The organism is Hoeflea sp. TYP-13 (assembly GCF_040932035.1).
In the GTDB taxonomy this organism is placed as follows: domain Bacteria; phylum Pseudomonadota; class Alphaproteobacteria; order Rhizobiales; family Rhizobiaceae; genus Hoeflea_A.
On sequence record NZ_JBFRBB010000001.1, the window covers coordinates 1,461,591 to 1,473,939 of the forward strand.

The 12,349-nt window shown below is 57.1% G+C and carries 11 protein-coding genes; 4 read left to right on the forward strand and 7 right to left on the reverse strand.

What is annotated here, in order from left to right; translation table 11 throughout:
• Positions 1 to 828, forward strand: coding sequence for a CDP-diacylglycerol--serine O-phosphatidyltransferase (pssA, locus tag ABVT35_RS06870; protein ID WP_368465537.1), 828 nt, complete (start codon positions 1 to 3; stop codon positions 826 to 828).
• Positions 829 to 905: 77 nt separating this feature from the next.
• Here the strand turns inward: pssA and ABVT35_RS06875 are convergent, their stop codons facing one another.
• On the reverse strand, positions 906 to 1,847 hold the full coding sequence (locus ABVT35_RS06875; protein ID WP_368465539.1) for a sulfurtransferase: 942 nt from the start codon (positions 1,845 to 1,847) through the stop codon (positions 906 to 908).
• Between the two features lie 36 nt (positions 1,848 to 1,883).
• Entirely contained in the window at positions 1,884 to 2,543 is a 660-nt protein-coding gene (locus ABVT35_RS06880; protein ID WP_368465540.1) for a peroxiredoxin, read from the reverse strand.
• Positions 2,544 to 2,743: 200 nt separating this feature from the next.
• Here ABVT35_RS06880 and ABVT35_RS06885 point away from each other — a divergent pair, with 200 nt between their 5' ends.
• Together ABVT35_RS06885 and ABVT35_RS06890 are read left to right on the forward strand one after the other, a co-directional pair.
• A complete protein-coding gene (locus tag ABVT35_RS06885; protein WP_368465541.1) occupies positions 2,744 to 3,589 on the forward strand; it encodes a LysR family transcriptional regulator in 846 nt (281 codons plus the stop codon).
• A 111-nt stretch (positions 3,590 to 3,700) separates the two neighbouring features.
• Positions 3,701 to 4,468, forward strand: a complete 768-nt coding sequence (locus ABVT35_RS06890; RefSeq protein ID WP_368465542.1) for an SDR family NAD(P)-dependent oxidoreductase — start codon at positions 3,701 to 3,703, stop codon at positions 4,466 to 4,468.
• A 77-nt stretch (positions 4,469 to 4,545) separates the two neighbouring features.
• Here ABVT35_RS06890 and ABVT35_RS06895 read toward each other — a convergent pair whose 3' ends face one another.
• Positions 4,546 to 5,469 (reverse strand): patatin-like phospholipase family protein, encoded by a 924-nt coding sequence (locus tag ABVT35_RS06895; protein ID WP_368465543.1) that lies wholly within the window; start codon positions 5,467 to 5,469, stop codon positions 4,546 to 4,548.
• Positions 5,470 to 5,735: 266 nt separating this feature from the next.
• Between ABVT35_RS06895 and ABVT35_RS06900 the strand changes: the two genes are divergently transcribed.
• A complete protein-coding gene (locus ABVT35_RS06900; RefSeq protein ID WP_368465544.1) occupies positions 5,736 to 7,316 on the forward strand; it encodes a trimethylamine methyltransferase family protein in 1,581 nt (526 codons plus the stop codon).
• A gap of 106 nt (positions 7,317 to 7,422) precedes the next feature.
• Here the strand turns inward: ABVT35_RS06900 and ABVT35_RS06905 are convergent, their stop codons facing one another.
• The 4 genes from ABVT35_RS06905 to ABVT35_RS06920 form a co-directional block, all read right to left on the reverse strand.
• Positions 7,423 to 9,495 (reverse strand): elongation factor G, encoded by a 2,073-nt coding sequence (locus ABVT35_RS06905; protein ID WP_368465545.1) that lies wholly within the window; start codon positions 9,493 to 9,495, stop codon positions 7,423 to 7,425.
• Positions 9,496 to 9,680: 185 nt separating this feature from the next.
• Positions 9,681 to 10,088: a universal stress protein gene (locus tag ABVT35_RS06910; protein ID WP_368465546.1), complete on the reverse strand. Its 408-nt coding sequence runs from the start codon at positions 10,086 to 10,088 to the stop codon at positions 9,681 to 9,683.
• A 247-nt stretch (positions 10,089 to 10,335) separates the two neighbouring features.
• The gene (locus ABVT35_RS06915) at positions 10,336 to 11,376 is read right to left on the reverse strand and encodes an aminopeptidase (protein WP_368465547.1); all 1,041 of its coding nucleotides are present in this window, start codon (positions 11,374 to 11,376) and stop codon (positions 10,336 to 10,338) included.
• A 144-nt stretch (positions 11,377 to 11,520) separates the two neighbouring features.
• Positions 11,521 to 12,252 carry a gamma-glutamylcyclotransferase gene (locus tag ABVT35_RS06920; protein ID WP_368465548.1) on the reverse strand — a complete coding sequence of 244 codons (732 nt, stop codon included), beginning with the start codon at positions 12,250 to 12,252 and terminating at the stop codon, positions 11,521 to 11,523.
• Between the last annotated feature and the right edge of the window lie 97 nt (positions 12,253 to 12,349).

Genomic DNA, 12,349 nt, shown 5'->3' on the forward strand with positions numbered 1-12,349 from the left:
ATGGATACAGGATTTTCCCCATACGATCCCAATGGCTCCGACAAGGAGGGCGATGAAAGCAGAGGTCCGCGCCTGCGCGATATCTCGTTTCGCATGATGGTTCCCAATATCATCACGGCTCTGGCGATCTGCGCGGGCCTGACCGGGATAAGGCTGGCTTTCGAACAGCGCTTTGAACTGGCCGTTGCAATGGTGCTTCTTGCCGCCTTCCTGGATGCGATCGACGGGCGTGTGGCGCGCCTGCTCAAATCGTCGAGCAAATTCGGCGCGCAGATGGATTCACTCGCCGATATCGTTAATTTCGGCGTCGCGCCGGCACTCGTGCTTTATGCTTATCTGCTGGATCACGTGAAGTCATTCGGCTGGATTGCAGCGATGATTTATGCGATTGCGGCGGCACTTCGCCTTGCGCGATTCAACGTCATGGAAGAAGAGGGCGTCAAGGCAAGCTGGCAGGCGGATTACTTCGTCGGCATTCCGGCGCCCGGCGGTGCGATGATGGTGCTGCTTCCCGTCTATCTTGGGTTCCTTGGTGTCGAACCCGGCACTTTCTTTGCTTATCTCGCCACCGCCTACACGCTGCTGATCGCCTTTCTGCTTGTCAGCCGCGTCCCGGTCTATTCAGGCAAAACCCTCGGTCAGCGCATCCGCCGGGACCTGGTCTTCCCGCTCATGCTGGTCATTGTGCTTTATGTTGCACTGCTGATGACCTTCACGTGGGAGACGATGACGGCCACGACGGTGCTGTATCTGGTTTCATTGCCATTCGGTGCCCGCGCCTGGCGAAAGCGCTACGGCGCGCATACGGCGGCAAACAAGACAGAGTAAGCGGGATCGGCAAAGGCCCAGGTCGGAGTGCAAGCAAACGGGGCGCCGGTGTCGACGCCCCGACAATGGATTTGTTGCTATCCGGACATTCCGAAAGCCTTTGGCAAATCGTCCGAAGCACCCCATTCTGCCCATGAGCGGTGATAGGTCCGAACTCTTGGATAGCCCAGCAGGCGCAGGGCGAAATAGGTGTGTGCGGACGCTTCACCGTTCTGGCAATGAACGACAACGTTGTTTTCGGGTGAAATGCCTTGAGCGAGGAAATGCTCCCGGAGCTCGGATGCGGATTTCATCGTCAGATCGGGGTTCAGATTTCCCTTCCACGGAATGTTACGGGCCCACGGAATGTGGCCGCCGGCAAACATATCTGCAGGGCGGACATCGATGACCCTCACGTCCGGATTGTCTTTGCGCTCGAGTATCCAGTCGGCGCTGGCAATGCGTCTCGGCGTGCGGTTGATACTGAATTTTGCACGGCCGGATTTGCCGGCACCGGCCGAACCTGTCAGCTTCGGCCTTGCATATCCGGCAACCAGCAGGTTGCCGGCGGCCTGCCAGGCCTGGATGCCGCCGTTCAGGATGCCCACATTCTTGTGGCCGTAATACTCAAGAAGCCAAAACAGCCGGGCGGCGCGAAAACCGCCCTGATCGTCGTAAAGCACAATGCGGGTATCTCCATTCAGGCCCGCTTTGATGAACATGTCCGCCAGCATTTCATCGGGCTTTAAAGCACCCTTTATATGCGCGTCCGGATCGGTCAGTTCGTTGAATGGAATGTTGATTGCCTGCGGCAGGTGTCCTTCGGCATAGGCCGAAGGACTGCGTACATCGATAATCCTGAAAACATCGGGACCGCCCATCAATGCAAACGTTCGTTCGATCTTGGTGATTTCGGCAAGCCTGTCCGCGGTCACCAGCAGATGTTCGTTTTCATAGCCTGCCGCTGTGGCGGTTGTGTTACCAATCGCACCGCTGAGTGCAGCGACGAGGGCGAGGCATTTCAGCAGTTTCAGATACATGATTTTCTTCCTTTCTTATGAAGCTGGATTGCCGGCTTATTTCGGCTGCGGCACAAAGCGCAGATAGGGCATCGGCGCATACCATCCGTCCGGATAAAATTCCTTCGCCTGTTCATCCGTCCACGCATATGGCAGCAGAACGTCTTCGCCATCGACCCAATCGGACGGCGTTGAGAGCGTGTGTTTTTCGCTCAGTTGCAGACTGTCGAGTGCACGAAGGATCTCGTGGAAATTGCGGCCGCACGTCATCGGATAAGCGATGATTAGGCGGATCGTCTTTTCCGGATCGATGATGAAAACGGATCGCACGGTCGCGTTCTGCTCAGCGGTCCTGATTTCAGGGCCGGCCTTTTCGCTGGCCGGCAGCATCCCGTAGAGCTTGCAGACCCTAAGGTCATCATCACCAATAATGGGATAGTCGGGCAATGCTCCGGCAAACGCGCCGATGTCGTGCGACCATTCCATATGGCTGGAAACCGGATCCACTCCAAGTCCCATGACCTTGCAGCCACGGCGGGTGAATTCCGAATTCAGCTTGGCCATGCTGCCGAGTTCGGTGGTGCAGACCGGCGTAAAATCCTTTGGATGCGAAAACAGGATGCACCAGTCATTCCCGATCCACTCGTGAAACCGGATACGGCCAATAGTGGTTTTCGCTTCAAAATCCGGTGCGGTGTTGCCGATACGGAGGTTCATTATATTGGTTCCTTCCAATTTGCGCAGGGCGGCGCTTTGGTTGAATTTGCGCGGAATATCCGCGATGCTCATGAAGTCGCAGGCAACGGATTGCTCTGCGACGACAACGGTTCTCGTCGAATTGGTGGGGAAAATCATCTCGAGAGATTGCGGCGGGGGGCTGCAGATTTCCCGAAAGGCCCGGTCAATGGTGGGTTGGAATGAACTGGGATGACCTTCGAATTGCGATAGCGGTTCAACAAACGGGCAGCTATCTTGCCGCCGCGGCGCGGCTGCAGATAGATGAAACGACGGTTTCCCGGCGCATCGCCAGGCTTGAAAGAAGCGTCGGGTTCAAACTGTTCGAGGCCGTCGATGGAGTGCGCCGGCCAACCGTATTGGGCGGGGAGATGTTGCGCCATGCGGTTCACATGTCGCAAGAAGCGGCGAGAATTGAGGGGCTTGGGGAAAGGGCTGACCATCCGACAGAAACCATCAGGCTTGCCACGACGGATTCCATAGCCGTTGAAGTCTTGGCCTCCGCAGCGCCCTTGTTTCTGACCAAACACCCCGGTCTCAGCCTGCAATTCCTCGCATCGACTGAAAACGTGAACTTTTCGCGTTGGGAGGCGGATTTCGCCATACGGCCGCACAAACCTGACAAGGGCGATTTTATCATAACGAAGATCGGTGAATGGGTGTTCTACATGTTCACCCCGAAGGATCTGGCTGGCACCGTTAATGAGCCGATATTGTGTGCCTATCCCGAGGGGTTGGATATGTCCCCTGAATCACAATATCTGATTTCCAGCGGACAAATGAAAAAGGCGAAATGCAGGACCAAAAACCTTCTGGTGATCAAAAAAATGCTGGAAACGGGTCTCTGCCGCGGCATCCTGCCGGGCTTCATGAGCGGCGATTTTCTGGGCAACAGCAAATTTGAGGCTGAAAGGCTGGCGTTTACGCGTGAGATATGGCTGCTGATGCAACCGCACCTCAAGCAGGAGCCACTGGCGCGGGATTTTGTCGACTGGATCAAGCTGTGCTTTTCAGATATCAAAGTCTGATCTCCGACCAGCCCACATCATCATGCAATCGGGCACCGAAAATGCTGATCCGGCACCTTCGGGCCAAAGGGTCGCGATGATGGGTCAACACAGTGAAAGTCAGGTCTGCCAATGACGAAACCAACAGCAATCGTGACCGGGGCTGCGCGCGGCATCGGGCTTGCTACCACAAAGCAATTTTTGTCGGAGGGCAGGCGGGTTGCCATGGTCGACCGTGATGGCGAGGCGCTGGCCGAAGCAGCGATCGGGCTGAGCGATGTCCTGCCGTTGGTCTACGATATTTCCATTCCGGAGCAGGTCGACGCGACCATGTCTGAAACCCTGGCCGCATTCGGCCGCATCGACGCGCTGATCAACAATGCCGGTGTCGCCGATTTCGGTCCGATCGAGCAGACAGGTTTCAAACGCTGGCGCGAAGTGATGGCCACCAATCTGGATGGCGTGTTCCTGTGTTCGCAGGCGGCAACACCGGCGCTGAAAGAGACAAGAGGCTGCATCGTCAATATTGCCAGCATTTCGGGTCTACGGGCCTCCACGCTTCGCGTTGCCTATGGCACATCCAAGGCAGGCGTCATTCAACTGACGCAGCAATATGCGGCTGAACTCGGTGAATACGGTATCCGTGTCAATTGCGTTGCACCCGGGCCGGTGCGCACGAAGCTCGCAATGGCCGTCCACACGCAGGACATCATCGACGCCTACCACGATGCCATCCCGCTCAACCGCTACGGCAGCGAGGACGAGATCGCCGGTGTCATAACCTTTTTATGTTCGGATCAGGCAAGCTACGTGACCGGCCAGACCATATCGGCCGACGGCGGTTTCGAGAGCACCGGCATAGGTCTGCCTTCTCTTCGCGATCCCGGCGAAAGGCAGTAGGGCGGAATATTGGAGCGAGGCAGTATAACTGGTCCGCATGACAGTCAGCGAATTTTGCCGCTGGCCCGTCCGCCCGGTCACAAAAACGCCTGAAGCCTCGGCATGGCCTGCGCCACACAGGCGCGCCCTTCCGCGATTGCCTCCTGCGCGCTCTGGAAGTCGAATACGCCGACATGGGCGAGGCGTGGGGCAAGCAGAACATCAGGCGGGTCTCCCGACAGGCGCGACCGTGTGATCTTGTCCTGCATGATATTGATCGCGCTTTCGAAGACTTCGAAATATCCGGGAGCGGCCGGTTTCGGCGGTTGCGCGGTGGACGTCATTTGGGGAAGGTGCTGCCGGATGCTTGCGGGCACCTTTTCAATCAGACCTTCAAGAAGCGGTGCCCGGGATGTCTGCTCCTCCGTTTGATCCCGGGCCTCTGCTTTGGTTGCAACCCGGGCTTCGACAAGGTTTTCGTTGAGGTTTACCGCGATCACGAAGTCTGCGCCCATCGCACGGCAGGCCGAGACCGGAACGGGATTGACCAGGCCTCCGTCGAGCAGCCATCCTTCATCATGTTTTGCCGGGCTGAAGACGCCAGGCAAGGCCATGGATGCGCGCACCGCATGGTGTACCGGCCCTTCGCGCAGCCAGATCTCCCGTCCGGTTGCATAGTCGGTGGCCACGGAGGCAAAGGGCGTCGCATAGCTTTCAATCGGCGCGGTAATGTCAAGCTTGACCATCAGCTCCTTGAAGACGTCGCCGTCCACCAGCCCGCCACGCGAAAGACCGAGGCTGATCGAGCTGGCGATCTCCCGCCATTTCAGCGCAAGGACCCAGTCCTTCAGGGGTGATATCTTTCCAGCGATATAGGCCGCGCCGACCAGAGAGCCGACTGAAGCACCACAAACGATGTCGGCGGTAATGCCCTGTTCGTCCAGTGCTTCAATGATGCCGATGTGGGACCACCCGCGGGCCGAGCCGCTGCCAAGCGCAAGTCCGATTTGGGGTCGCGGCATGTAACCTGGCTCCTGTCATTTTCCGCTGGGGATCGAGGTGCTTGTTCGTGTGCACCACAGGCCGGTAATTTGGCTGCCAAAACGGGCCATATCTATAGATTGGCAACTTATTTTGGGGTGCGCCATCAAACCGGCCCAACCCGAATAACCCATAACGCGAATTCCGGACCGTCTGCAATCCGATTGACACAGACCTGCGTCAATTTTACAAATGGACAATCGTCCATTTAATGAGAGAATGGCCTGGCAATAGGGGAGCAGACCGCATGAATGAAGTTGTTCACCGCAAGTCCCGCAGGAAGGGTGCCGGTCGGGAGGGCAGGCTTGAAGCCCGCAGGGCGTCGACGGCATCCAAGGCCATTTGGCCGGGAATTCCGGGCGGCAGATACCAGCCGATGACACACGCGGATATGGACAAGGTGCACGATGCATCGCTTTTCATCCTCGAAAAAACCGGAATTGGAGATCCGATAGACGAGCTGCTCGACATCGTCTTGCCGAAAGGCGCTTTTTTGAACGAATACGGCCGGCTGTGCTTCCCGCGGGCGCTGATGGAGGATCTGATAGCCGGCGCGGCGCGGGAATATGTGGTTCACGCTCGCGGAAGCCGGGCAGGAAAGGACGACATTCATTGCACCGGGAACAAGGTCTACTTTTCGAACTCCGGCACAGCCGTTACGACATTAGATGCACAGACAAAATCCTATCGCCCTTCGACGGCGCTCGACATCTACGATTTCACCCGTCTGGTGGATACGCTCGACAATATCCATATGACCGGCGATACGGTCCTGGCGACTGACATCACCGACGATTTCGAACACGACATCAACATGGTGTATGCAATCCTGGCAGGCAGTGAGAAGCCGGTCTGCCTGTCGTTCCGCTCCCGCGATCATATTAAGCCGGCGATCGAACTCTTCGATATGGCATCGGGTGGCGAGGGGGCCTTTCTCAAAAAACCGTCGGTGATATTCGGCGGCTGTCCGATTGTCTCGCCGCTCCGGTTCGGCCGGGAAAACCTGGAAATCCTCATGGATGCCAGCCGCATGGGACTGACAAGCGACATTGCCGTTGCTCCTCAGTCCGGCGCGACCTCGCCGACGCCTCTCGCCGGCACCCTGGCGCAGGTGGTCGCCGAGACGCTGGCCTGCACGGCGATTGTCAATCTTATAAATCCCGGCTGCCCGATGACTTTCGCCGCCTGGCCGTTCATCACAGATCTTCGCACCGGTTCATTTACCGGCGGCAGCGGGGAGCAGGCGCTGGTCTCGGCGGCGGCGGTACAGATGGGAAATTATTACGACCTGCCGAACAGTATTGGCTGCGGCATGACGGATTCGCAAATCCCCGATGCGCAGTACGGCATTGAAAAGTCTTTGACCTACACACTGGCGGCCCATGCCGGCGCAAACCGCCTGTGTGAGGTCGGCGGCATGATGGGCAGCCTCATGGGCTGCAGTTTCGAATCCATGGTCATCGACGACGAGGTGATCGGAATGGTTGCCCGCACCCTGCGCGGTATCGAGGTGAATGACGAAACGCTTTCGCTGGACGTTGTAAACGCCTGTGCCGTGGATCCGGGCCACTTTCTCGGCAACGAACAGACGCTGGCCTACATGGAAAGCGAATATGTCTATCCGGATTTGATGGACCGCTCTCCGACTGACCGCTGGCAGGAGGAAGGTTCGACGGACCTGTTCGAACGCAGCCGCACCAAGGCGGCGCAGTTGCTCGCAACGCACTATCCCAATTATCTCGGCAAGGAGATGGATGCCAGGGTCAGGGACAGGTTCCCGATACGGATTTCACAGACGGATATGACGACCGCATCCGGACGCTGGTAAACGCGCGCTTTAAATTTCGCAATCACATGTATGCATAAGGTTCAATGAACAATCGGCCGGCCCAGGGGCCGGCCGTTTTGTTCACGGCACGATGCAATTTGCTGCTCTAAGCAGCCCTTCTTCCGTGCTTCTGCAGAATAAGCTCTGCTTGTTTGCCGGTTACCTCAGCCAGGTGGTCGAAGGTTTTCTTGAATGTCGCAACGCCGGCGGTTGCCGAACGCAATTCGACGATCAGATCCTGGATTTCGGATTCCGGCATTATCGCGGCGACTGCATCCCAGCCGCTCCAGCCCGGACGCGCGTCGAAGCCAAGCAGTTGGCCGCGCCGGCCGGACACGATGGCGTTTATCCTGGCCGTCGCATCGTTGGGACAGAATATTTCGACACGGCACATGGGCTCCAGCAGAACCGGTTTGCAATCAGGCATGCCTTCGCGCATGCCGATCTGGCCGGCCATGCGGAATGCCTGGTCGGAAGAATCGACGGAATGAAAGGAACCGTCCGAAAGATTTACCGAGATATCCACGACCGGAAAACCCAGCGGACCTTCGGTCAGATAGTCGCGAATACCCTCGCGCACCGACGGAATGTACTGCTTTGGAACAGCACCGCCGGTAATGGTGTCCGAGAACACAAAACCTTCCCCGCGCGCCAGCGGCTTGATGTCAAGGATGACATCGCCGAACTGACCGTGCCCGCCACTTTGTTTCTTGTGGCGGCCGCGCACACGCGTCGCTTCGCGGATCGTTTCCTTGTAGGGAAGGGTGGGCGTGCCTGCTTCAGCCGATATGCCGTATTTGCCGATGAGGCGTTCAAGTGTGACCCGCAGGTGCATTTCACCGCGACCCTCCAGCAGCGTTTCGCCGGTGTCCTGGCTGTGCGTTACACGTAAGGAAGGGTCCTCCTCGACAGCCCGCTGCAGGGCGGTGGAAAGTTTAACCTCGTCTTTGCGTTCCTTTGCGGAAACGCTGAACGCGATGACAGGATCGGGGATATCGAGCTCTTGAAGATTTTTTGCCGGCGATCCGTCCGTTGTCAGCGTCTCTCCGGTCAAAACCCCTTCAAGCTTGTTGAGCGCAACCGTTTCGCCACGCTCGGCCCGACCGCGTTTCGTTCCCTGCTGACCCATGAGATCGAGGACGCCCGATACCCGTGTTTCCGAACCGTCAGGCCGTTTTACCGTGTCGCCCTCGGAAATACTGCCGGACAGCACACGCGCAACAGACAGTTTGCCGCCACGCGTGGTGTGATAGGTCTTGAGAACCTGCAGACGGGATTCCTTGCCGGCTTCCGTCGCCAGTCCGAGCCGCTGACAGGTCTGCGATATGCCCGGCGCTTCATGCCGAAGAGCTTTCAAAAGCCTCCATATGCCGTTGCCATGTTCGGCTGACCCGATAAATACCGGGCAGATGTCGCCGGCCTGCAGCTCGTTGACAAGATCGCTGAATACAAGATCGCGTTCAGGATTGATGTCCTCCAGCAGCTGTTCCATCAGGACGTCGTCATAGTCGGCGATCTGCTCAAGCATTTCGAAGCGCGCCTCGACCTCGCGGGCCTGTTCCTCGTCGGGAATTTCGATCACTTCGCTGGTGGCATGTTCCTTGTAGACATAGGCCCTTTCAAGGGCCAGATCGATGAAGCCGGTCGCAATCCCGTTTTTCCAGATGGGCATCTGGCGCACAACAAGCGGTGCATCGGAGGCGGGTTGGAAGGCTTTCAGCAGGTTGCGGATGCTGCCCTGAAATTTGTCGATTTTGTTGATGAAAAGAAGGTGCGGGATGCCACGGTCTTCCAATGTCTTCAGTATCATCTGCAGGGCGGAGAGTTTTTTGTCGTCGGCTTCGGCCACGACGATGGCAAGATCTGCGCCCGCAAGCGCTCCATTTGCTTCACTCAGAAATTCCACCGATCCGGGGCAGTCCACGAAGGTGAACCGGTCGCCGAGATAATCTGTGCTGGCGACATTGGCCTCCACGCTCATCGCGTGTGCCCGCGCTTCGGGCGATGCATCGCCGACGGTGCTTCCCTGATCGACACTGCCCTGTCTGTTAATGGCCCCTGTGCGCGCCAGGATTGCTTCTAAAACCGTTGTCTTACCGCTTCCAAAAGGTCCGACAAGCGCTATGCACCGAGGCCCGGCCTCTCTGCCGCGAACGGTTTCTCCATGGTCGTCACCCATTTTCTCCTCCCTTTTCGTGTTGTGCCCACTCCATTTGTTGTGCCGACGACGGCTTTTGCCGTGTGTCTTTTGTTGTCGCTCTTGGCTTTGTCGATTTCATGGTAGCGAAATTATTCGCCGAGGTTAAGGACGCGCATGGCCAAGGTGCGTTCGTGACGCCGTTTGGGCTTTGGCAATCGGCTGCACTAGCGGATAACATGCACTGCGCATTGGGCATGGCGCACCACTCTGGCAGCGGTTGAGCCGAGGAAGTAGTCCTCAATTCCAGGTCTGTGCGACGCTATGATGATGCAGTCAATTCCGTTTTCCTTTGCAAAATCTACAATGAAGCGTCCCGGATGCCCGGATTCAAGGCATGTCGCCGCTCCCGGCAATGCGGCAGCGGACTGCTTCAGGGCTTTTTCAGCCTCATGCCAGGATTTGTCCATTATTTCCTTCGGTAACTGGGATGCGACAAAGGTCGGTATCGTCTCCATCACGTGCAGAACGGTGAATTTCGCGCCCTCATCCGCCAGCGCTTGCGCGGCAAGATAGGATGCCTGCGTGTCATGATGCTCATCAATGAGGACTGGTACAAGGATGTTTTTGTACATGATGTGGTCTCCCGTTGATCGGTTTCAGGCAATTCTCAGTTCACATATCCCACACATACGCGCCGTCTTCATTGACCTGGCTCAAGACGTCATTGCGTGCATACAGAAAAGCAATACATCTCGATCCGGGATCGGAGTTCGACCGATAGATAGTATTTAAGATTCAAATGATTAGGAAGGATGCTTCAATAGCTGTTTCAGCGGTCACAGGTCCCGCAACCGTCCATTAAAACACTTACCGCACCGGTCATTCGCAGCGGTTCGCGCCGTTCAGTGCCTGTAAGCGCTGCTGTTTGTCGAGCTTGCCAATGCGCTCAACCGCCTTGTAAAAACGCTCATAATCGCCAGAGCAGATCACGAGCAGGTTTGAAAATGCGGGCAACAGGTCATTGTAGACCGAAACTGTGGCCAGCTTTGCATTGTTGATGGGTTCGCTGAACCAATGGTCATAGCCGTCATAACCATTCCATCGGCCTTCTTTCATCCGCCGATACCGCGCACGCAGCCTTTCAATTGCCGCGGCTTTCGCCACGCGCTTTTGCGCATCGCTGTCTTTGCTGCTGTAAATGATGGCCAGTTCTTCACGGGTTTCGGCGATCAGCGCCAGAAAATCATCATTGCGTTTCTGCATGGCATTGTAGCGTCGCAAGGCGGCGCGGTCGGACCGGTGTCGCAACCACGCCGTTGTTCCGCTCTGTTCCACCGCCACTGCGAACGCCTCATTGAATTCGGAATCATCCTGCACGTAGACGCGCTGATGGGAAAGCTCGTGAAAAACCACCCCGGCAAGATAGGTTTCGCCGCGCCGGAACATAGTGTTCAGCAGTGGATCGTCGAACCAACCGAGTGTTGAATAGGCGGGCACGCCGCCGACATAGACGTCGAAACCCTGGGTGCGGACGCCCTGAGCGAACTTGACGGCCGCTTTTTCTGAAAAATACCCCCGATACGGCACGCATCCGACCGCCGGAAAACACCATGTATGGACGGCCAACGAAAATTCAGGCGCGGCAAACACCGCCCAGGTCACATATTCCCTGCCGGTATCGACATAGCTGCGATAGCTTTCATTGTCCGGCAATGCGAGCTCGTCGATGGCAAACTGGCGAATATCGCGCGCCTGCTTCAATTGTTCCCGAAGTCCCTGTTCCCGAGAGGGATCGTTGAGCAGCTTATCGACCGGCTTGGCAGCGGAAACCAGGCTGATATGCCCGTTCAGGGATTGCGTGTAATAAGAAAGGCTGCTGCATCCCTGCATCGCCGACAGGAAGATAGCCGTAACAGTCAACAAACAGTGCCGCAATTTCATGAGGCCGAACATAGCACGCACTTTTGCTCTTGGAACCGGTCGATCAAGAACCGGAGCTGCTCGCTCGGCTCACGAGCAAACAGGTGATGACTTATTCCAGATAGGTGCGGGCAATCGGGTCTGCTACGCACTTTTGTCAAACCCCTTTGCCGCCGCAAGCAGGGAGAAAACCTCCTGATCGTCGATGCCTAGTGCCGTGAGATGTTCCGCGAGGTTTTCAATATATTCAAGACTGGTGCCCAGGACGCCGGTTCCGGTGGCGATGTAGCGGACCTGCTCTTCTCTGGTCAGGTCCCTGCGGATGCGCTTTGCCTGATGATTGGCGATGAAAGCCACGCATTTCACAGTGCCTTCAGCGGTTTCCGCACCGATTATGGTGGGGACATAGACACCCGTCGCCATTTCGCGACGCCACAGGATTTCCGTTTCTTCGTCGACCTGATCCTTCGTTATACGGAAGGCAAGTCCGGTGCAGCCGGGACCGTCGTCCAGCGCCGCCATCAGCCCTGGCGCCTCGCGCGAGCCGCGGCCGCCAAGTTCGTCCTTGAGACAGAAGGAGCGTGAGTAGCCCGAAACCTCAGCCTTGAGGACTTCCACGAAGCGGAAGCCCGGATCCCACATTAGCGAGCCGTAAGCAAAGACCCAAAGGTCGTCGTTCAGATGTCCGTCCAGGGTTTTTCGGCGCGATGCCTCCCGTTCGTCATCCGTCATTCGCCAGTGCGCCGGCACGCCCATTGCCTGCATGCGTTCATCGAAATCCGATGGTTTGAATGTGCGGAAAAAAGATACTTCCGGGTCGACGATCTTGCCTTGCAGTTCGGGATGATGCGCAAAGGGATCGGTATCGGACGTCATACAGAGTTCCCGTTTTGATTTCACCGGCTTGGCGACAGAAGACCACGCGGCGTTGCCGCACGCAATGGTCATTCGAGATACTGCGCCGGTTGCCATA